The organism is Moritella dasanensis ArB 0140, assembly GCF_000276805.1.
In the GTDB taxonomy this organism is placed as follows: Bacteria; Pseudomonadota; Gammaproteobacteria; order Enterobacterales; family Moritellaceae; genus Moritella; species Moritella dasanensis.
Window position 1 is genome coordinate 1 of record NZ_AKXQ01000034.1, and the last position, 21875, is coordinate 21875.

At 38.3% G+C, this 21875-nt stretch carries 21 protein-coding genes; 7 read left to right on the forward strand and 14 right to left on the reverse strand.

Going from position 1 to position 21875, the window contains the following annotated elements:
• The 7 genes from A923_RS0120095 to A923_RS0120125 all read right to left on the reverse strand — a co-directional run.
• Nucleotides 1-829 (reverse strand): hypothetical protein (locus A923_RS0120095; protein WP_017223490.1); only part of this gene is annotated, 829 nt, incomplete at its 3' end.
• Between the two features lie 132 nt (nucleotides 830-961).
• On the reverse strand, nucleotides 962-1699 hold the full coding sequence (locus A923_RS0120100) for a DeoR/GlpR family DNA-binding transcription regulator (RefSeq protein ID WP_017223491.1): 738 nt from the start codon (nucleotides 1697-1699) through the stop codon (nucleotides 962-964).
• A gap of 148 nt (nucleotides 1700-1847) precedes the next feature.
• Nucleotides 1848-2489 carry a 5' nucleotidase, NT5C type gene (locus tag A923_RS0120105; protein ID WP_420192183.1) on the reverse strand — a complete coding sequence of 214 codons (642 nt, stop codon included), beginning with the start codon at nucleotides 2487-2489 and terminating at the stop codon, nucleotides 1848-1850.
• 216 nt (nucleotides 2490-2705) lie between these two features.
• A complete protein-coding gene (gene hemN / locus A923_RS0120110; protein ID WP_017223493.1) occupies nucleotides 2706-4079 on the reverse strand; it encodes an oxygen-independent coproporphyrinogen III oxidase in 1374 nt (457 codons plus the stop codon).
• Nucleotides 4080-4172: 93 nt separating this feature from the next.
• Nucleotides 4173-4634, reverse strand: a complete 462-nt coding sequence (locus A923_RS0120115) for a DUF2489 domain-containing protein (protein ID WP_017223494.1) — start codon at nucleotides 4632-4634, stop codon at nucleotides 4173-4175.
• Between the two features lie 2 nt (nucleotides 4635-4636).
• Nucleotides 4637-5293, reverse strand: coding sequence for a Der GTPase-activating protein YihI (yihI, locus tag A923_RS0120120; RefSeq protein ID WP_017223495.1), 657 nt, complete (start codon nucleotides 5291-5293; stop codon nucleotides 4637-4639).
• Between the two features lie 271 nt (nucleotides 5294-5564).
• Entirely contained in the window at nucleotides 5565-6188 is a 624-nt protein-coding gene (locus tag A923_RS0120125) for a c-type cytochrome (RefSeq protein WP_033197672.1), read from the reverse strand.
• A gap of 139 nt (nucleotides 6189-6327) precedes the next feature.
• On the opposite strand from A923_RS0120125, the gene yihA reads away from it, so the two are divergent.
• Entirely contained in the window at nucleotides 6328-7008 is a 681-nt protein-coding gene (yihA, locus tag A923_RS0120130) for a ribosome biogenesis GTP-binding protein YihA/YsxC (RefSeq protein WP_017223497.1), read from the forward strand.
• Nucleotides 7009-7320: 312 nt separating this feature from the next.
• Here the strand turns inward: yihA and polA are convergent, their stop codons facing one another.
• The 3 genes from polA to A923_RS0120150 form a co-directional block, all read right to left on the reverse strand.
• Nucleotides 7321-10122, reverse strand: a complete 2802-nt coding sequence (gene polA / locus A923_RS0120135; RefSeq protein ID WP_017223498.1) for a DNA polymerase I — start codon at nucleotides 10120-10122, stop codon at nucleotides 7321-7323.
• 707 nt (nucleotides 10123-10829) lie between these two features.
• Nucleotides 10830-11978, reverse strand: coding sequence for a 1-acyl-sn-glycerol-3-phosphate acyltransferase (locus A923_RS0120145; protein WP_017223500.1), 1149 nt, complete (start codon nucleotides 11976-11978; stop codon nucleotides 10830-10832).
• Between the two features lie 164 nt (nucleotides 11979-12142).
• The gene (locus tag A923_RS0120150) at nucleotides 12143-12820 is read right to left on the reverse strand and encodes a 7-cyano-7-deazaguanine/7-aminomethyl-7-deazaguanine transporter (RefSeq protein WP_017223501.1); all 678 of its coding nucleotides are present in this window, start codon (nucleotides 12818-12820) and stop codon (nucleotides 12143-12145) included.
• Nucleotides 12821-13191: 371 nt separating this feature from the next.
• Here A923_RS0120150 and A923_RS0120155 point away from each other — a divergent pair, with 371 nt between their 5' ends.
• A complete protein-coding gene (locus A923_RS0120155; protein WP_017223502.1) occupies nucleotides 13192-13968 on the forward strand; it encodes a hypothetical protein in 777 nt (258 codons plus the stop codon).
• 146 nt (nucleotides 13969-14114) lie between these two features.
• Entirely contained in the window at nucleotides 14115-14645 is a 531-nt protein-coding gene (locus tag A923_RS22390; protein ID WP_017223503.1) for a tyrosine-type recombinase/integrase, read from the forward strand.
• Between the two features lie 128 nt (nucleotides 14646-14773).
• Here the strand turns inward: A923_RS22390 and A923_RS0120165 are convergent, their stop codons facing one another.
• Nucleotides 14774-15529: a hypothetical protein gene (locus A923_RS0120165; RefSeq protein ID WP_017223504.1), complete on the reverse strand. Its 756-nt coding sequence runs from the start codon at nucleotides 15527-15529 to the stop codon at nucleotides 14774-14776.
• 1187 nt (nucleotides 15530-16716) lie between these two features.
• On the opposite strand from A923_RS0120165, the gene A923_RS0120170 reads away from it, so the two are divergent.
• The 3 genes from A923_RS0120170 to A923_RS0120180 all read left to right on the forward strand — a co-directional run bounded on the left by A923_RS0120170 (nucleotide 16717) and on the right by A923_RS0120180 (nucleotide 19461).
• Nucleotides 16717-16950 (forward strand): hypothetical protein, encoded by a 234-nt coding sequence (locus A923_RS0120170; RefSeq protein ID WP_017223505.1) that lies wholly within the window; start codon nucleotides 16717-16719, stop codon nucleotides 16948-16950.
• 94 nt (nucleotides 16951-17044) lie between these two features.
• The gene (locus A923_RS0120175) at nucleotides 17045-18562 is read left to right on the forward strand and encodes an ApeA N-terminal domain 1-containing protein (protein ID WP_017223506.1); all 1518 of its coding nucleotides are present in this window, start codon (nucleotides 17045-17047) and stop codon (nucleotides 18560-18562) included.
• 83 nt (nucleotides 18563-18645) lie between these two features.
• On the forward strand, nucleotides 18646-19461 hold the full coding sequence (locus A923_RS0120180; protein ID WP_017223507.1) for a hypothetical protein: 816 nt from the start codon (nucleotides 18646-18648) through the stop codon (nucleotides 19459-19461).
• 123 nt (nucleotides 19462-19584) lie between these two features.
• On the opposite strand, the gene A923_RS0120185 is transcribed toward A923_RS0120180, so the two are convergent.
• The 3 genes from A923_RS0120185 to A923_RS0120195 all read right to left on the reverse strand — a co-directional run bounded on the left by A923_RS0120185 (nucleotide 19585) and on the right by A923_RS0120195 (nucleotide 21190).
• Nucleotides 19585-20124, reverse strand: coding sequence for a hypothetical protein (locus tag A923_RS0120185; protein WP_017223508.1), 540 nt, complete (start codon nucleotides 20122-20124; stop codon nucleotides 19585-19587).
• Nucleotides 20108-20407, reverse strand: coding sequence for a hypothetical protein (locus A923_RS0120190; protein WP_017223509.1), 300 nt, complete (start codon nucleotides 20405-20407; stop codon nucleotides 20108-20110). Before A923_RS0120190 ends, A923_RS0120185 begins: the two co-directional genes overlap by 17 nt.
• A gap of 144 nt (nucleotides 20408-20551) precedes the next feature.
• Nucleotides 20552-21190, reverse strand: a complete 639-nt coding sequence (locus A923_RS0120195; protein WP_202800854.1) for an ATP-binding protein — start codon at nucleotides 21188-21190, stop codon at nucleotides 20552-20554.
• A gap of 210 nt (nucleotides 21191-21400) precedes the next feature.
• Between A923_RS0120195 and A923_RS0120200 the strand changes: the two genes are divergently transcribed.
• Nucleotides 21401-21847, forward strand: coding sequence for a hypothetical protein (locus A923_RS0120200; RefSeq protein WP_017223511.1), 447 nt, complete (start codon nucleotides 21401-21403; stop codon nucleotides 21845-21847).
• Nucleotides 21848-21875: the final 28 nt, after the last annotated feature.

The following is a 21875-nucleotide window of genomic DNA, read 5'->3' on the forward strand; positions in this document are numbered from 1 at the left end:
GGTCATCATGTCCAACGTGGTCATCATGTCCAACGTGGTCATCATGTCCAACGTGCTCTGCGTGTAGCTCAGATGAAGTTACGCTCTGTGATACAGGTTTAGCTTCAGTATCGTGATTATGCGGGGCATAACCTAACCAATGTGGCAGTAATACCGCAAGTAAGCAGATAGCGCCAATTAAGCTACCCGTACCGGCGGCAAATTTATCTCGCTGCGTTTCTTTACCGTGTTCTTGTTTGTACGGCTGATGAAACACAACATGTAAAATAGAACCCATCACTAACGCTTGGAACCAGATTAACCAATTACCGCTGTCGTGCGCGATCAGTTCGCCACCCAGCCAAGTGCCAGCAACAGTAGCCACTGACATTGCGGTTAATACCGCTAACGGTAAGGCTCGGCCATAATGCGGACGCAACAACCACCATACGGTTAGGCCAACAGGAAAACGATGCAGTACCACACCAATTGCTAATAAATAAGCGGTCTGATCATCTTCAATCGCCAGCGCGCCACCATCGGTGAGTGCATGTAAAACTAAGCCTAGTACGCCTAATATCAAGGTGACCGAATGGGTTTGCTTAGCGACTTTATGAAATACTTTTTCGACTATACCGGGGCCAAATAAGCCAACCAACATCAGTCCAAGCACGGCAATACCACCACTTTCCAGTAATTCTGGCAAGATATGGAATAGCACCAAACCGCCAATCGATACAAAAATAAAGCTATCGAAGAAAGCAAAGCGATCAGATTTAGAGCCGACAAATTTACATAAATAAGGGCCAAGGAAGAGCGTTGCAATGCTCAGAAATAACAGTAAAGACATGGTATGAACACGAGGTCAGTAAAACAGGTGTTATATTATAACATAACGGATATGATGGATGCCAGTTAGAATTGTTATATTATAACAATTCTAACTGGCATCCATAAAACAAGGGTAAGCCGTAGAGGAGTATTATTTTACGACTTTAATATTATGTTTTTCTAATAAATGCACATATTCTAACGAGGCGTCTTCGTCAGTGATCACCATATCAACCTGTTCAAATTGATATAATGGCGTATTGTGCACTTGACCAAATTTAGAAGAATCAGTGATGACAATGTTCTGTGCACCTTTTTCTAAAATGGCAACACCGACATCAGCACGCATCATGTTACGACTGGTAAAGCCAGTATTCGGATGCAAGCCATCAATACCTAAGAATGCTTTGGTAAAGTGAGTGTGCTTGATGCAAAGACGTGTCAACGTACCAACCATACTTTCACTTTCGTGTTGATATAGACCACCAAGCACGATGATTTTAACATCAGTCTCTTTCATCAAGTGAGCAATATAACTACTCGGCGTAATGATAGTCACATCACTACGGTTACCTAATTCTTTCGCCAATAATGCATTTGCACTACCGCCTTCGATCATGACTGTTTCGCCATGTTCAACCAGACTTGCTGCACACATCGCCATTTTGCGTTTGTGCTCATAATTTACCGTAATACGGTGAGACACGTTATCGGTATTATGTGGAGTAGCACCACCATGAACACGACGGATGAAGCCTTCTTTTTCTAACTTGTTCAGGTCATGACGGATCGTGACCTCTGAAACACCCAGCTTAATCGACATTTCGCCAACAGAAGCGCGTCCCTCTTCATTTACAAGATTAATAATATCAGTATGTCGTTGCTGCATGATTTCTCATATCCCACACAATTAAGTTACCTATTAAGTAGATAGTACCACTTTCACCTGAAAGTCATAAGTACTAATTAGAGCTACAAATTGAAAAACCCAGATACGTAGCATAACTGAGAGCTTCATCGCTAATAACAAGTTTAGCTTACTGTACCGACCATGATTTCTCGTGCCACGTTTGAATGATATGGGAAATTTCATACCAGTCGTGTGCACAAGTGACTTTATCTCTAAACACCTTGTTATGTGGTTGTTTTATCATAATACAGTTGTCGATACCGGCATTTTTCGCATCCACTAGATTGTCATATTTATCATCAACAAAAGCATGAATTTCATGTGTCTCATTAATTTTATTTAAATAAGTCGCTTTTGACTCACCAAATTCAACAAAGAAAATATCTTTAAAAATATTACCAAAGCAATGATACATATTGGCGCGACGCAGCGCTTCTACTTGTGGATCACGACTACAGGCGGTAATACAGAAGATTTCATAACCTTCTTGCGTTAACTTAGTCAGAATGCGAGATGCGCCTGGCAATGCGTCCAACGCACCAAATTGCCAGCTAGATGCAAACTCTTTTAATATTGAAACATCCTGGCCTTCTTTAATACCCAACCATTCACAGAGATCCCAAGCCAATGGCTTGCCAATCACTTTCTTATCATATTGATGATTTACAAATTCGCGTAATCGAGAACCAAAATCTAATACCGTATCATCAATATCAATGACTATCGCTTTCATAGACGTACTTCCATTTATTGTGATCATTTCTGTCATTAATCGTTATATAAAATACGATAATATTGCTCGAAGAACAATATTACATAGATAGCTGATTATGTATATTAATCATCTGTGAAATCAAGTCGCGAACCCTAACTGAGAGTCAAAACATCTCGTGTTCTCACGTCCCTAAACCACTGCATTACATTTACACAGGTATTAAAAAGGCACCCTCAGGTGCCTTAATATTAACGCATGTTTCTCTACAGATTAGATCACGCGAGAAAACTGTTGCTGACGTGCACGTTGACGCAAATACACATCGAAACACATGCAGATATTACGGATCAACAATTTACCTTTCGGTGCGACTTGCAGCATATTACCTTCAATAATAACCAATTCATCGTTAATAAAGGTTTGTAACAATGTCATGTCTTCAGCAAAATAAGTGGCAAAATCAAGCTGGAATGTAGCCGCTATCTTGTCCATATCAAGCTCAAAATTACACATTAACTGCTTGATCACAGCACGACGAATAGAATCATCGTCATTCAGACCTACACCACGCCATTGTGCATGGCCAAGTTCTTCAACTTGCTGGTAATAGGCTTTTAATTCTTTTTGGTTTTGCGAATAGGCATTACCAATCTGACTAATTGAAGAAACACCAAGCCCTAATAAATCACTTTCACCTTGGGTGGTATAACCTTGGAAATTACGGTGTAAAATACCTTCACGCTGCGCAATGGCCAATTCATCATCCGGTTTCGCAAAGTGGTCCATGCCAATAAATTGATAACCGTTGTCGGTTAAAAATGAAATTGCGTCTTCCAAAATCGCTAAACGATCGGAAGCCGACGGCATATCCTCTTCTTTCATTTTACGCTGACCCGCAAATAAGCTCGGAATGTGCGCATAGTTAAATACGGTTAAGCGAGCAGGGTCTAAATCAAGTACACGTTCTAACGTCTTATGGAAAGTCGCTTTAGTTTGGTGTGGCAAGCCATAAATTAAATCAATATTCGTCGATTTAAAACCAAGTTCATGTGCACGTTTAATAATAGCAAAAATGAAATCTTCATCTTGTTCACGATTAACGGCGACTTGTACTTTTTTATCAAAATCTTGTACACCAAGGCTTAAACGGTTAAAACCAACCTTAGATAATAGATCGATCGTACTCAGTTCAATTTCACGTGGGTCAACTTCAATCGAAATTTCAGCATCATCATCAAAATTAAAACTGTTTTTTAACACATCAATCAAACGTTGAATTTGTGGTTGTGTTAAGAAAGTTGGCGTACCACCACCCCAATGTAATTGCGATACATGGCGGTTTTTGAAAAACGGCGCTTGTAGCTTAATTTCGGCTTCAAGTACATCTAGGTACTTATCGGCTTTATGCAGATGGCGGGTAATCACCTTATTACAACCACAGTAATAACAAAGCTTATGGCAGAAAGGAATATGCACATACAATGACAACGGCTTATCTGGCGTCTCGTCGCAAGCAAAGCGAAAGTCTTGATAACTAAAAGATTCATCAAATTCCAACGCGGTTGGATAAGATGTATATCTTGGACCACTGTAATTATATTTTTCGATCATAGCCTGATCCCAGACTAATTTTTGATTTAGCATATTCATCCCCTAAGACAACTCGCGACAGTATGCCTAAAATAAGCACCTTGCCGCTTGTCTTACATCATAATATTAACGATTGCGCGCTATTGATTAACATTCAAATGTTGTTAAACGTGCGACATCTTGTTGCACACGCTCAGCATATTCACCTTCAAAACGAAAACGGTCTAAATCGAACTGCATACGTGCTTTTTTTGATAACTCACTGCGTGCATCCATAATCGGCATATGTTTTATTTTTTCATAAAACGCATGTAAATCAGGATACAGCTTAACCCAATCAACAGGTTCCGCAGCTGGAATTGCAGCGAGTAACTTACTGATGCGGATAGTGCCTTCAGACAAGTCACACTCTTCACTTCCCATTGCTTTAGCAATAATCTGCACACTTTCAGTGATACGGACTTTACGTGCAGCAATGGCTTCGTTTTGTTGATTAAGCTGCTGCACTTGTTGCGCTTTTACACGATACAGTAAACGTCCTGCATACACTGCTAATGCCAGAATGATCAGGCATCCGATGCCGATTAAAATCATCCAACTCGTTTGCATTATTAGTCCTCGCTATCGTTATTCTTTAACTTTTTTTCTGTTGCTAAGAAGCGAGCATACAACTCGTCTTCAGATAATTGTTCATTATTAGTCTGTAGTGATTTAGCATCAAGTTCTGCCATCATCGCTTCATCCCACTCTTCTTCATCATAATCTTCTTCAAAGTCTTCGTCATCAGCATAACCAAGTTCTTCAAGCAAGAATGCGTGACGCTCTACGCGCTCATCCACGTAATCTTGATCATCAAGATTTAATACTTCGTTATTATCTAGACGCAGTAATAAACCATTTAGACGCGCATCACTTTCTAACTTATCAAGCTCTTGCTCGAATGTTAATACTGGTGCAACTGGTTTCACATCTGCTTTTGGTTGTTTTACTTTTATAATTGCAGGTGCTGCTACAGGTGTCACTGCCGCCACTAATTGGATCGGCGCTTTGCTGCCTACGCGTGGATCGCTTGATTTACGTGGACCATTAGTGCGTTTTTTGCCTACTTCAGCTTCAGCCATTTTATTGCCTGATGCTAAGCCTTTACGTTTTTTTAAACGTTTTTGTTTACGCGCTTCTACTGCTTGGGTATTCGTTTCACGTTTAGCACGGTCTGATTTTGCAATTGCTAACGGGCCGCCTGAGCGTTCTTTTCTTTTACGAGTCATAGTATTCTCTGTTTTAGATCTGTCTAATAATCATGTTTATAGTGGTGCGTATTTATAACATTAATGATTAGCGGGTATCGTATTTCGTCTTATTTAAAGATAGTCAATTTACCAATCTTTATTAAGGACATAATGAGGCAATTCTTTAAGTGAGCGCAGACTACCAAAAAAGCAGGAAAGAAAAAAGATAATTTAGGTCAGATGAAAATAAAAAACTCAGCCGAGGCTGAGTTTTTTACGATATTAAAATGCACTCACTAAACAAAAATGATTAGTGAAGACCGCCTAGATATTTAGAAATCATTTCCATATCCGCAGGTTTCATTTTATATGCAATATCTTGCATCATACCATTATGGTCATTTGCACGTTCTTTACTGCTAAATTTCTCTAGTTGCGCTTTAATATAATCAGCATGCTGGCCAGAGATTTTCGGGAATTTAGCCGTTTCGCTACCATTACCACGTGGACCATGACATGCAGCACAACCAGCGATACCACGTTCGATGTCGCCACCACGGTACAATAGTTCACCAGCAGCAACCACTTCTTCAGGCGTTTCTTCAGGCTTCATTGTTTGCGCTGAGTAAAATGCAGCAAGATCCTGCATGTTTTCTTCAGTTAACATCGCCGCCATACCCATCATGACAGGATCGTTACGACCCTTTTCACCACCAGTTTGCATCGCCAGTTGAAAATCTTTCAACTGTTTAACAATGTACGAAGCATTCTGCCCCGCTAATTTAGGGTAGATACTTGCTGGGCTATTGCCATCAGCACCATGACACGCAGTACATGTACCAGAAATAGCTTCACCCGTTGCTGCATCCCCTGCAGCTTGAGCTGAACCCATTAATCCGATTAACATTGCAAAAGATAAGACAAGACTTTTCATAGCATTCCACTTGTTATTTTCAGCTTCCGATCCCATGTCACGGCGTGACATGTTACACTTATTATTATTCTATTTGACTATTTTACACATTTTCAAAAAAAAGTAATCATTTAACACAATTTCAATGAGAGATATTAGATTGGATAACAAAAAGATACACTTCGAAAACGCTGCATTTAGGATTAGTGCGCCAGACATTAGTCACCTAACAGATGATTCGGGCATTGAAATTGCTTTCGCTGGGCGATCAAATGCAGGCAAATCAAGTGCATTAAACACACTGACACGCCAAAAAAGCTTAGCGAGAACCAGTAAAACACCTGGCCGTACGCAACTTATCAACGTTTTTGAAATCGAAGAAGGCAAACGCCTAATCGATTTACCGGGTTATGGCTTTGCTAAAGTACCATTTGAAGTAAAGAAAAAATGGCAGAAAGCATTAGGTGAATATTTACAAAAACGCGATTCATTAAAAGGTATCGTGGTTTTAATGGATATTCGTCACCCACTTAAAGATTTAGATAAACAATTAATTCTTTGGGCAATTGATTCTGAAATCCCAGTAATGGCGTTATTAACGAAAGCTGATAAATTAAAACAAGGCGTTCGTAGTAAAACCGTTAAAGAAGTACAAGCTGCAGTGAAAGAATTTGGTGGTGACGTAACCGTTGCACCGTTCTCATCATTGAAACATACCGGAATCGACGTACTTAAAAACAAACTATGTGAATGGTATGCGCTGGAACCTTCAACAGGTATTCCAAGTGACGACGATGTACCGTTTGATGATAGTGATTTTGAATACATTGACGAAGACTAATTCAAACACTGAATTTTAGACAAAAAAAACGCCTCGTCAAAAAGTGACGTGGCGATGAATAATAAATTCAATTTGAAACAAAAGGTTTGAAATATAATTTCGAACCTCCATACCCTACCCCGCCAATATACTGCAAACTTATTTCACACGAAAGTAAAATACGTTATTTAGTTACATTTTTTGTGACAAAGCGCACTTACAGCATTAATTTATGTATAAAAACAACAAAACCAGCCCTAAGACTGGTTTTAGTTTTTATGCTTCATGCACCAAAGTTATGCAATTAAAGCTTAATCAGTGCTTCATTAGACATTAATGGGCTTCATCCCAGTTATCACCCACACCCGCTTCTGCAAGTAGTGGTACATCTAACGACATTGCCGCTGCCATGAGTTCTTTGATCTTGATAACGTAAGCTTCAACGTGTTGCTCTTTGATTTCGAAGACTAATTCATCGTGTACCTGCATTAGCATGCGAATTGAATCAACTTCTACCGTCTCCATCCAACCAGCAACGTTAATCATCGCCTTTTTGATGATGTCTGACGCTGTGCCTTGCATTGGGGCATTAATCGCAGCACGTTCAGCCGCCATTTGACGCATTTTATTACGCGCATTGATTTCCGGTAAATACAGACGACGACCCGATAACGTTTCAACATAACCATTTTCTTTAGCTACTTTACGCGTTTCGTCCATGTATGTAAGTACACCAGGGTAACGCTCAAAGTAGCGCGCCATGTACTGCTTCGCTTCTTTCTGTGGCACATTTAACTGACGGCCTAGACCGAATGCACTCATGCCATAAATAAGACCGAAGTTAATCGCTTTAGCACTACGGCGCTGATCTGTTGTTACTTCGTCTAACCCAACAGAAAATACTTCAGCGGCTGTGGCACTGTGAATATCTTTACCTTCCGAGAACGCCGTTAACAGGCCTTTATCTTGTGATAAATGCGCCATGATACGTAATTCAATTTGGCTGTAATCCACTGCGACATATTTATAACCTGTAGCAGGAATAAATGCCTGACGAATACGTCGACCTTCCCCTGCACGCACTGGAATATTTTGTAGATTTGGATCGCTTGATGATAAACGACCGGTCGCAGTAACGGCTTGATGATAAGACGTATGTACACGGCCGGTTTTTTCTTCAATCAAGGTTGGCAGCTTATCGGTATACGTTGATTTCAGTTTACTTAAACTGCGGTACTCTAAGATCAGTTTTGGTAACGGGTAGTTTAGCGCCAGTTCTTGTAATACTTCTTCCGCTGTCGACGGTGCACCTTTTGGTGTTTTCTTAATAACCGGTAATTCCATTTGTACGAACAGAATTTCTTGCAACTGTTTTGGCGAGCTTAGGTTAAATGGTTGCTCAGCAATTTCGTGCGCTTTTGCTTCCAGCTCTATCATACGCGCACCAAGCTCTACACTTTGGGCATCGAGTTTTGATTTATCAATCAACACACCTTCGCGCTCAACCGACGACAAGATGCTAACTAACGGTAATTCAACTTCGTTAAATAAAGTCACTAACGAAGGTTCAGCTTCGATCTTAGGCCACAACACATTGTGTAAGCGTAAGGTTACATCTGCATCTTCAGCTGCATACGGAGATGCTTGCTCGATCTCGATTTGGTTAAAGGTTAATTGTTTTTTACCTTTACCGGCGATCTCTTCAAAACTAATGGTTTGATGACCTAAGTATTTTTCCGCTAAGCTGTCCATGTTATGACGCGTCGCAATACTGTTATAGACATACGATTCGATCATGGTGTCATACGCAATACCAGCTAACTTAATGCCATAGTTGGCTAATACTGATGTATCGTATTTTAAATTTTGACCGACTTTTTTAGCATTACTGTCTTCAAGCAACGCTTTTAATGACGCTAATACATGGTCACGATCTAATTGCTCAGGTGCGTCAATGTAGTCATGCGCAACCGGTAAATAAGCCGCTTCGCCTTCTGCAACCGCAAATGACAGACCAACTAATTCAGCCTGCATGTAATTAAGACTCGTGGTTTCAGTATCCAGTGCAAACAGATCGGCTTTTTGTAATTTTTCTAACCAGCGATCAAAATCGGCTTGGGTTAAAATCGTTTCATAGTTGCTGCGATCAATAGTACAAGGCGCTACCACATCAGCAGTGTCAGAATCAGAGTCGCTTGTCGCTGAAGTTGATTTTGCTGCTTTACCTGCATGCACATGCTTAGTTGCATCTGCGCCGCCTACTAACGCCGCTAACCAACGCTTGAAGCCCATTTGCTTGTATAACTCAGCCAATGCATCAACGTCTGTCTCTGCGATCGCGAGATCATCAAGCGTTACACCGGTTTCCACATCAAGCTTGATCGTTGCTAATGCATAAGAAATTTCCGCATTGTCTTTATGTTCGATCATCTTTTTAGCCAGGGTTTTCGAACCACGGAAACCTAACGCTGCAATCGCATCTAAGTTTTTGTAGATATCTTCAATACTACCCAAACCCTGCAACAAACCTAACGCCGTCTTTTCGCCAACACCCGGTACACCCGGAATGTTATCGGCAGCATCGCCCATCAGGCCAAGCAGATCGATGATCAACTCTGGTGGTACACCAAATTTGTCTTTAACACCTTGTGGATCCAATACCGTATCAGTCATGGTGTTGATCAGCGTGACATGTTCGTCAACTAGCTGCGCCATATCTTTATCGCCAGTACTGATCAAGACAGCGCGACCTTCTGCACTCGCTTGTTTCGCGATCGTACCGATCACGTCATCGGCTTCAACACCCGAAATACAGATCAAGGGTAAACCCAGCGCTTTAACAGCGTTATGCACAGGTTCGATCTGACAACGTAGATCATCCGGCATTGGCGGACGATGCGCTTTATATTCTGGGTACATTTCATTACGGAACGTAGGGCCTTTGGCATCAAAGACAACGGCTATGTGGCTTGGATCGAACTGGGTTAATAAGCTCTTTAACATGTTAACGACACCATACACAGCGCCCGTCGCCATACCTTCAGCATTGGTTAAATGCGGAGGTGAATGATAAGCACGAAACAGGTACGAAGAGCCATCGACAAGCACAAGGGGATTGCTAGGGATCGTAGACATAAAAATTAAACTCAATGAAATAAATGATGAATAGAGTAAGCATGCCACAAGCCGCCTATTCACGCTATGTTGATGATAAAAATATATCTCGCGATCAGATCTTAACCACCAGATCATAGATCTGGATCTAACTGTGGATAACTCTGTTAACAATGACGATCTAAAAAACGAAAAATCTGTTAAGATCTTAACTGCAAGCTTTAAAAACCAACTAATAACAGTAACTTACTTATTTTTAACGTAAGATCTAAAATAATTTAACGCTTTTAGGATATGTGGAAAAGAATCTTAAACTGAAGAAAGTTATGCATAAAAAGAACTCATGATGATTAAAAAGAATACACTATGGATTACAGAAAATGTTTGATTTATGTTAATAAAGAAGGTTTTATTGCAGAAAATAAAAAGCCGGTATTGATCAAACTTCTCTATAATCGAGGGATTAGAAGTTTGATCTACCGGCCCGAAAAAGATTCGGTTTACCCTGCAAGGAGTAATGGATTAAAATTAACCCGGAAGCAATGTGAGCAATGTCTTGTCCTACCGAAATAAATACTGACTTCCTGAAGAACAAGTTAATAGTAATCATTCTCATTACTGTTTGCAAGACTTTCCGATCAAAAACTTAAAATAACTTTGCCCCTGAATTTCAGGCATTAAAAAGCCCAGCAATACTGGGCTTAACAATCACATCTAAATAACCGCTACTAATCAGCGATAGTTAACTGCTTCTCTACTGATTTCGCATAACCAGCCAATACCGTCGCATGTAACGCTGTCGGTATGTTTTGCAAATGCGCAGCAAACTTAGCACGTTGCCCTGCCGTTACCGAACTCGCTGCTTTTTGGTATGCAGCGGTGCCGTGTAATTGTTCTGCCGCTAATAAATTAGTGGTGTGCAGGTGATAGTTATTATCTATCGTTTCATCAATACGCAGCGCTAATTCGTTCGCGTCGGCAATATCATCGACAATCACGTCACCAAAAGTAACATTGACGTGACCTTTAAAACCGACAATGCCTTTCACAATACTGTCGATATCTTCAAATTCAGCTTTATTGTACTCACCAGCAGTCGCTAACTTACAAATCTCATTGGCTTTCGCCGCATCGTTTGGATCGAATTCATAAGAGATCGCCACCGGCACGATATTTAATGATTTCATATATTCAGGAAAGCTAATTTTCTGGCCCTTACCATGCATATACATCATTTTTAAAATCGCAGGGTCGGTTTGATCATTACCATCTTTAGCACGACCTTCTTTCTGGGCAATCCAGATAGATTGGTGTTCTACTTTGATTGAATGGGCAATATAACCCGATAATGACTTAAAGGCCGCGATCATTTCACGCACACCCTTGGCTGAGCGTTTTACAATGAAACTTTTATTTAAGCGCATCAAATCGGCTACAAATGGCTTTTTCAATAAATTATCACCAATCGCAATACGCACAGTATCAAGGCCATGATGATGCAGCGCCCAGTTTACAAATGCGGGATCCATGGCAATATCGCGGTGATTGGAAATGAATAAATAATTCTTATCTTTGTCTAACTTCTCGGTCCCATTAAAGGTGACTTGAGTTGTGGTGGTCGCGATCATTTTTTCCATATAAGCGATCACTTCGTGCTGAATTTCACTCACGCTAGTGATGCTGCGACATTTACGGCGCAGCGCCATACGGATCATTGGGAATATCACCCAACTTAAATGCTTAACCAAGCGCGGGAACTGAAAATGCGCTATCGCAGTAATAAATTCTTTATCGTTAACCAAGCGTTCAACAACACTGGCTATTTCGTCATCATTAAAAGGACGAATATCATCGTATAATCCGACGTCAGTTGCCATTCGGCACCTCAATTGCGTGTAAATTAAAAGCGTAAAATCTGGGACGCGGCGATTATACCTTAACTACCAATACATTTACTGTAATAAAACAAAAAAGGCGCTAAACTTTTCACTTATAGGTGAGTCAGTTTAGCGCCTTTCGCCCTCGTGCTAGCTAAGTTGTATTAACTCATTTTTGCACTTGTGAGGTTGTTGTTACTATTACCTTGGAAAGTAATAACACTCGCCAATTTAGTTAATAGCACACCGTACAATGGTAAAAATATCGCCAAACTAATCAATAATTTGAACCCGTAATCAACCGTTGCGATTTCAACCCAGTTAGCTGCCATGAATGCATCTGAACTTTGGTAAAATGCCACAAAGAAGAAAATGATGGTATCAATTAAGTTACCAAATACCGTTGATGATACTGGTGCAACCCACCAGGTTTTTAATTGTCTTAAACGATTAAAAACAACGATATCAAGCGCCTGCCCGAATAAATAAGCCAAAAAGCTTGCTAGCGCGATACGGCCAACAAAACTATTAAACTCGCTTAAGCCAGCAAAACCTTGATAACTACCTTCAAAAAATACCACAGACAACGCATACGAGATCGCTAATGCCGGTAACATCACTTGCGCAATAATGCGTTTCGCCATGCCAGCACCAAAGACACGAATTGTCAGATCGGTTGCTAAGAAGATAAACGGAAATGTAAATGCTCCCCACGTTGTGTGGAAACCAAATATATTGATTGGAAGTTGGACTAAATAGTTGCTCGCTGTGATCACTAATATATGAAAACAAGAGAGACAGATCAACGCTTGACGCGTCTGCATTGCAGTTAATTCACGCATAATAAACCTTTTTAGTTAAATTCATGGGGTAAGGGAACCCATGCAAATTGTATCCGCCCTTTCAATTGAAACAGGCGGACGGGCATTATACAAAAGCTGACCTTGAATTCAATGTAATTATATCAAGCTGAAATAGAAAAACTTTATTTCTTATTTATATGTGTCTATATAAATAGTATTGTTAATGCGATTAAATTAAAGCAGAATTCACGTTAGAATTCTGTATCACACACAGCTGGAGATGGCAGCGGCCAAGTCCAACAAGCAATTTGAGCCTTGCAAAGAACGCAAAGCACAAGTACTAAGATGTTAGGCTTCAGGATGAGCTTTCGTTATCTTAATTAAATCTTTGTAAGGATATTAACGAGTAGATGAATAATCAAAAAGTTGACCCTCAGAAGGTCACTAAACCGATTCAGTTGTTGGCCGCGTGGCTAGTAGGTTTGATTGTGGTTAACGGAAGCTTCCTAAGTTCTGCTGTTGCAATAGGTAACTCAGCATGGGAAAGCTCAGTGTTAATCATTGCGGCTGTCGTTAATGTTCCTATGTTTTTAGGGGCAATCTTCTTGCTTCAAACTCGTTTTAGACCTGAGTTGCAAGAGGATGTTTTTTATTCTCAGTACCTAGATAAGAAGTCTAACCAAATTGTTACTGTGAAAAATGATGACCATCATGAGATTAATACGTTAAAAAGTGAAGTTAAAAAGCTAGAGGTCTTACTTAAAAGTGCAACTTCGAGAGAGAAAAATAGCTGGGGAAACTGGTCTATAGCATTGAATAAGTTAATGCCAGATTACTCTGAAATCATAAAATCGCTTAGAGGTAAAGACATTCAGCTGAAATCAATATTTGGAGACAAAGAAAACTCAGTCATGCCATTAAATAAAATTGTTGCAATCAGTGATAACCTTGACTCTCAGTCAGTCATTACAATACTAAAATTGATTAGCAAGTTTGACATGGATGGTTACGTATACTTCGACCCTATCCATGAAGTTGACCAAGAAGATGTTTATATCGGTTCATATGGTTATGATGAAGGTGAAAGATTGAGCCATATAATTCCCATTAATAACGAATTAAGACGACTTCTTGCTGATTCATGTGATGCAGCAGACCTGAATCAATATGAGTTATTAAGCAGGTAAAAACGACAAGCGGGTTGATACCTAAACTGTTTAGCAGTGATATAGCAGGAAAATCCATTACAACACTGCCCGTTGATTTACCCATTGCCCTATGCCTTGCGTAACATACGTCTAAAACCAAAGGCAATCCAATTGAAGGGGTCAGAATGCTAAAACATAAGCAGTCTGAAATGGGATTTTTGCAACCTGCGCAAGTAATCAATCTACTCGAAACACTCCGCAAGGCGCACAACAAAGATGCACAAGTCATTACAAAAATATGTTTAAGTACAGGTTGCCGATGGGGTGAAGCAGTAAATCTTCGCAGTGAGCATATCGCAAATAACATTGTGACGTTCGTCAGTACCAAAGGTAATAAACCGCGATCAGTACCAATATCAAGCGCATTATCAAAACAGATGCCAAAGCGAACGGGCAAACTATTCCCGAAAAGCTGTAATGATTCCACATTCAGAACTGCAATCAAAAATACCAAGATAAAATTACCCGCAGGTCAAATGACACATGTATTACGCCATACTTTTGCTAGTCACTTTATGATGAACGGGGGCAATATTTTGGTGCTGCAACGTATACTGGGACACGCTTCAATTGTGGACACCATGAAATATTCACACTTTGCGCCCGACCATTTAGAAGATGCAGTTAGATTGAATCCGTTGGTTGGGGTTGAATAATTGAAAATCAACGCCCTGTTAAGATTTGAAGCACGAATGACCAAATCTCTGCAATGCAACATAAACACTGCAAACAGAGGGTCAAGCGTGCTGAATCATTCTTATTTGTTAAGTGTAATTTTCGTTTACTACTCTATTGAAACATTTAGTACTTCAACATCAACTTTTTTTACCTTAATTCGTTCTTTCGCTTTCAGGTCGTAAACTCTAACGGTGTACTTTACGAATTTTTCATAGTTTCGTTCTAACGTTGGATATACCTTAAAAAGAATTTTTGACCATTCAGATTTTCCTAGTGGTGATGACAGAACTGTATTAGGGTTATAACTTTCATAATCAAGCTCCCAAGCTTTGTCATGAAATTCAATTGCCTTTTCAATTTCATTGCTAGCTAGATGCGATATAAACAATCCATTGTATGAAGACGCCGATTCGTCAACTTCATTTTGTCTGTAGAGGGAAAGAGATTTGGTAAAAAACTTGTTCGCACTTTTCAATTCATCAGTGCTTAAATAAAACCAACCAAGACTATTACTCATAGATGCCGTTAGTGGTACATCATGACCTATTAGCTTTAATACTTTATTTATTTTATGCGTATATTTATGTGGGTAGTCGTTGTCTGCAACTTCAGCTAAATATGATTCAACTATAGAAATAAGCATCAACTCATCAACATTCTGCTTACTAAGGCGATCCAACACAAAATCATAAGATTCAATGGCTTTCTCACCAGAAATCGAATTCGCTATAGCGAACTTCTCATATGGCTGTAATCGTTTCTCGACCACATCGTTGACTTCATTATCTATATATAGAGCTGCGCCATAAATTGAGACAATTAAGCCTACAATACCACCAATAATAGTTACTACCTTTTCCAACTTATACTCCTTTATTACACTTAACATTAGTATAAAAAGGCGTGCCCACTCAGCTCATTAGAACAGCTTAATTTACCGCCAATAAGCTATGAATTAAATGATTTCATCATAATACCAAAATCAATCATTTCTGAGAAAAAATGCGCGCCTGATATATCAAATTTATGTTCCAGTTACTTCCTCACCGAAACTTGTATCTTACTGAGCTTAAAGAATAATAATATTTATTACAATAGAAAGTGTCAGATGTGTACTGCCAAAACAGATATTGTTCCATGTAAAATAATACTGCACAAAAACCGACTTCCCCTAACCCCTCACAATCAACCTTACCGCTACTACTTTAACGAGTATTGAGATTAAGATATGTTCATCAAAAAAATTTCAACATCGGCGCGTAATTCTTAAGATAAAAACAGGTTTAGCAGAGGTTAAAGGGTTATCTTCGTAGCGCAATCATGAACCGCTTCGCGGGTTTCGCCGCCATCATGGTAATCGTAATATTAACGTTTAACGGGCGGCTTATATGCTCACACGTTCGCATGGTATTAAACCCAAGAATATCGTCACAGTTGAGCACATCAAGGTTATGTAGCCCCATCAATTTAGTCACAACAATAGAATGAAAACTCATTGAGTTAAGTTTGATTTTTGGATCTGTTTTTATAGGGAATTGGCGGCAGATTGGCGGCTAAAAGTACATCAGGTTTGATGTAAACCATATCAAAAGTAAGGTGGGAATTATAAACAATACGCTAACACACTCAATTGGGTGTGGTTTGAGGGAACCCATGCAAATTGTATCCGCCCTTTCAATTGAAACAGGCGGACGGGCATTATACAAAAGCTGACTTTAAATTCAATGTAATATATTTATCAATACTCAGTAAACATTTTCTGTAGGTATAAACAATTAATTGAAACAACTGATATATAGTAGTTAAGCTTTATTGATTTAGATATCAAGTCGTCATAAATATAATTATTAGATCCCCAATAAACATTGTAAGTGGTTCGCACTAATTGAACTTTAACAGATTGATTTTAAAATATAATGCGAGTATCTTCAGTTCATAAACTTAAGTAAGACTCAGCTCTTATTCGGGATTCAACTTAATAACTGTCATGTGTCGGTGAAACCGCCCAAGCTTTTACGATACTCAACATATTAATTAGAGAGATTTTAGATGGCTAAAAATATTTACAGTGTTACGGTAATTCGCAAAGGTCGAGAGTCTGATTATTACGACTTTTGGGAGAACGATTTGAAAGTAAACTCTCAAGGTGAGGAATTACATTCAGATTTAGTGGGATTCACTGAAAATGTTGAAGCTAAAAATTTGAAGAGTGCTATTTCAATGGTAAAAGAGAATCATCCTGACAACCATATAGTCAGTGAACATTCAAGCAAAGCTGGTTAGTTCCGTAAATGACCCACCGCTAAGGCGGCGTCATGTGTCAGTGAGTAATATATAGTAATTATTCATTTATCCAACCAAGGCCAAAATAGAAATAATGATAAGCGACTGGAACGAAAAAAACATTGGAACTTTTAGTATTAATGGTAAAGATTATTTAGGAGAGTTAAAGCTAAGCGGCTCGAACTCCTTACTAACTGTTTGGGGGGAGGATAGGGCTACGTCAGTGCTTGGACATAACTTACCAGATCAAATACACGGTTCTTTTAACGATTTAAAAAAGGTAACTTTGTTAGATCTATTTAACTTTGGTGGCGGTCATAATTCAAAACAACGTTCTGATGGTAACTATGATTATCGTTATTTCAGTGAAATATGTCCGAGCTACGTTATCCTTGGAGATCGTTATATTGCAAAAGAAGAACAAAGCTTCGAGGCAATAGAATTTTTCATTACTCACTCAAGTACATTGTTCTTCGACTCACAGACCTTTCATGACGTTATTCATACAAACAAAGAAATGGTTGAAAGGCTTATAACTGAGGATCATTCTAAGTCTGAAGAGTTATACGAGAACTCTTTTCCAAGAAGAAGTATAAAAGTTGGTGATTACCCGATTGTTTCCATCTATACAGGTGCCCATGAAATAATTTCTTTCGACACATCTCTGGGTAGAGTTGAAATATGTAATAGACCACTACACCAATTAGCGTCTCCTAATGGTTATAAATTAGAAAACAAGGTTTCTTGTACTATTAGATTTACTAAAAATCTAAACTTTGAACAGGCCAATAAAACCACCCCACCATTACTTTCCATTTTCGAATTAATCTTGGGGTGTAAGCTAGAAATAATTGAATATAAATTACATTCCCCGTCCACTAAAGAATACCCTGAAATTTTTGATATTTACCAATGCAGAGAAAGTTTAAATAATGATGATGAAAAAATTCCTCATCCTGCACAAAGGCTTATCCACGTAGAGTCTAACCAAGACGAATTCAAACGGGTAGTTTGCAATTGGCTTATAAAAAAAGATGATTGGCAGGACGCGAGATGGCAGTTCTTCGGCTCTTTTGCTGAGAATAAATATGATACCGATAGGTTGATAAAAGTTGCTAATATGTTCGACATCATTCCAACTAGTGCTTACGGTAAAAAAAATAACCTACCAACAGAACTCGAGGCCGCTAAGCAAGAGTGTAGAAAGATATTTAAAGGATTGCCTGATAGTATAGAGCGAGGCTCAATACTCGGTGCATTAGGGAGACTTGGAACAAAAACTCTTAAACATAAAATTCAGATTAGAACAGATATTATTAAGAGTGGGGCTTCATATGATTTCACAAATATTGAATTAGTAATTAGCCAAAGTGTAGATTGTAGAAACTATTTTGTTCATGGTGGAAATCAGAAATTCGATTATTATGACAACCTTGATATGGTTTGTTTTTTCATAAGCACACTCGAGTTTATTTATGGGGTGTCTGAATTATTAGAATCTGGGTGGGACTTTAATAACTGGAAATATAATAGCCCAATGAACCACCCATTCTATTTTTATTTGGAAAGCTATCAATTTAATATTAATAAGCTTAAAAATATTACAAATTAAACTTGATGCTAACGCTTGTAAAAAGCCTCCTAATTTAAGGCTAATTAGTAGGACTACAACTGCTATTTTAAAAGGGAAAATTAATGCTTAACAATACATTTAATGCTTTATGTAATGAAGCCATGTTCACTAAAGATATTCTTGGTGCAGGAGCAACTCAAATTCGCTCTGGAAACTATGCTCAAAAAGGAGCTTATTTTCAGTCTTTTACCAGTCTATCAACAGGTTTAGAAAGAGTAGGGAAAATATGCCTAATATTGGATTATTATATTGAAAATGATGGTAAATTCCCTGATTTTAAATATTTAAAAAACCAAATCGGGCATGATCTAGAACTAATTTATCAAAATAGCCAAACAATAATCAGAAAACGAGATATTAAATCACGCTGGTTAAAAAATTTAGATGGTGAAGTACATAGCAATATAATTAAGCTTCTTTCTTCATTTGCTAAAGGAGATAGATACTCAAACATTAATGTTTTAATTAATAGCAAACAGCAAAATGATCCTGTTGCTATATGGTTTGAAAAGGTAGACCTTGTTTTATTTAAGCATAATGTAACAGAAAAGAAAAAACAAAAAATAGCTAATGATGCTCGTATTACAGAGCAGATAACTGGTCATTTTACTTTCGTTAATCATACATCCGAATTAGGGGCTAGTATTACATCTGTTGAAGATGCATGCTTTAGAACTGGTGTTTACGAATCTGTAGCACCGCTAAGACAACTATTCGTACTGCAAATAATTCGCTACTGGATAGAGTTAGCAAGTAAACTACAGTACTTAGCTATGGAGCTTGGCTATCAAGACATTCCTTTTCTTAATGAAATATTTGCTCCATTTTATAACGATGACAGCTACTTTAAAACAAGAAAGACTTGGGATAAATTTTAAAGTAACTAATAACATGATTCAGTAGTGATACAGTTAAATAACCATGCTTTAAGAGTTACCGTAGTTTATCCTCAAAATAAAAAGTCTCCCAATTGGAGACTAGGTTTACTGCGCTACTATATTTTATAGATTAGCTTTCTGGGCTACATATTTACGGTTAATATCACCAACAAAAGTTTCAACTAATACAATGCATTTATTTAAGACTTCGTCTGTAATCTCCACAGTACTACCATCTAATTTATAGCCATTACGATGTACTAAGTGATGTCGTATTTCTAATTGGGAAAGCAACTCACCACTAATGTTAAGTCGTATGTTCATAACTTTTTTATAATACATATCTACGTCATTCAAGCGATGCCAAACCAACGATTTCATAGATTTGATCAAGTGTTCTTTTATAGAATTGTTTAAAGCAAAAGAAATGCTAACGGTTGCAGTTCGAAACTTATCATGACTTGCTAACTTCTGTAACGACAAGTGATTATTTGCAATTTCAAAAATAAACAGGTTAGATAAATATTGTTCCATTAAACTAATAATATTAGAGAAATATAATTTATTATGAAAATCATCTTTATTTTGTTCTTTTACTTGCGTGATTCCAGCATTAAATGTAGATATAAATAATGCAGGCGAAGGCTCAGAATTCATTAGCATGATACTCAACCCTAATCCTACCCATTAAAGATTCATCAAGTGAATCAATTTCAACAGTCCAATCGACTCCTACATTTGATGACGTTACTATAATGTTAAATTTATTGCCTTCATAATCTTCAATTGAATCATAATTATCACTAACGCTATCTCTATACCTATCAGCGGTATAGTTTGGAGATGGCACACTGACCACAGTTAACTCAGTAGTATCTTTATAGACAATTAAATAGCCTCCTGAGATTGGTGGCATACAATCATTGCCTTCTAATGTAAAACTCATATATCCAATGCTCTCATGATCCTAATTAAGATAATTATAGCAATTTAAAGTGAGTGTTAACATGATGAAAGGCTCGCATCACATTAATAAAATATCGAATAAGAATAATTTAAAAATAAACAATCCCGCACAAAGCGGGACTTCTCACCATTTGATTTTACCTTTCGAGTAATCTCGGCCTTGTTGCAAAATGTAATCAAACTTTCGTAGTTCTGCTATGTCGTTGACGGGAACACCCGTGAGTTCATCAAGGTACTTCGCGGATTTGGGCGTTTTCTGCATCATGATACAAGCATATTCGCAGTTATCTATGATGGTTTTACTCACCTCCTGACCACGTTGAAACACGTTGATTGTGTGGATACCGTAAGCCCTCGATAGCCGCAGTAATTTACCGAAGTAACCCGTTGCTTTACCCGCCCCCGTGCTGCCATATTCCGCCACTTCTTCGTTAATCGTTTTCAGTGCTTTTTTATGTCTGCCATTACCTGCCGCCCAAACTACACGACAATAATTATCAAAGTCAGCAACACTGGGTTCATTAGGCCGATATGCGATTTTGAACCCTTGCGTGGTTTTTCTCCCCGCCAGTAATGCCCGTGCAAAGTCTTTTAACTTGTCATAGCTTCGCACTTGTCGCGCTACAAGTTGGCCTTGGTATTCTCGTTTCGGGTAGTAAATTGCCACTTGGTCTGTGGCTTTAAGCAGTTTCTTTTTTACGAATGAGGTTTTACCACAACCCGACATTCCGACCACAAAACCTGATTTATAAACTAAATCCAACGCCCTCATCACGACAAGATTGAATTAGGAGATAGCAGTCGCAGAAAAATCCGTAATAAAAATAGACAGTTTCAATGCACCTAGATCAAGATTCTATATATGCAATTAAGACTTCACTCCAGCCGAATGCTAATTAGTGTAATAGGCCACAGTTAATACGGTGAAATTTAGTATAATTCCCAGATAGGGTAATTAGGATGGAAAAGTACAATGGAAGTAATAAAGGGTACAGCTAAAAAAGTTAGAAACACTGTAAAAATAAGTGGCAAAGGTAGTAGCGTATCAACCACTCATATTTCATTATTCCAAATAGAAGGCCAACCAGTTAAAGTAAAATCTAATGAACCTCTTATGATTGAAAATCACGATTTAATTTGTGTCGCTGGAAATAAAAATAAAGGATTATTTAACGCCTATGCATATAAAAATCTAACAACAGGGGTGTCTGGAAATGAAAATATTACACTAATATTTATCTTTGGTCTTATATTACTATTCGTAGGGGTATCTGTGTTTGCTAAATTTTCCGTTCCATTTTTTGGTTTCATGCCAAAAATACTTAGCTTGGTATTTGTTTTTAGCGGACTGTATTCATTTTATATGGGAAACCAAGTATTAAAAGCTTCCAAATTACTCATCTTAGAAGAAATATCTTAATAATCGTGAGACTTAAATTGTAGTAGTT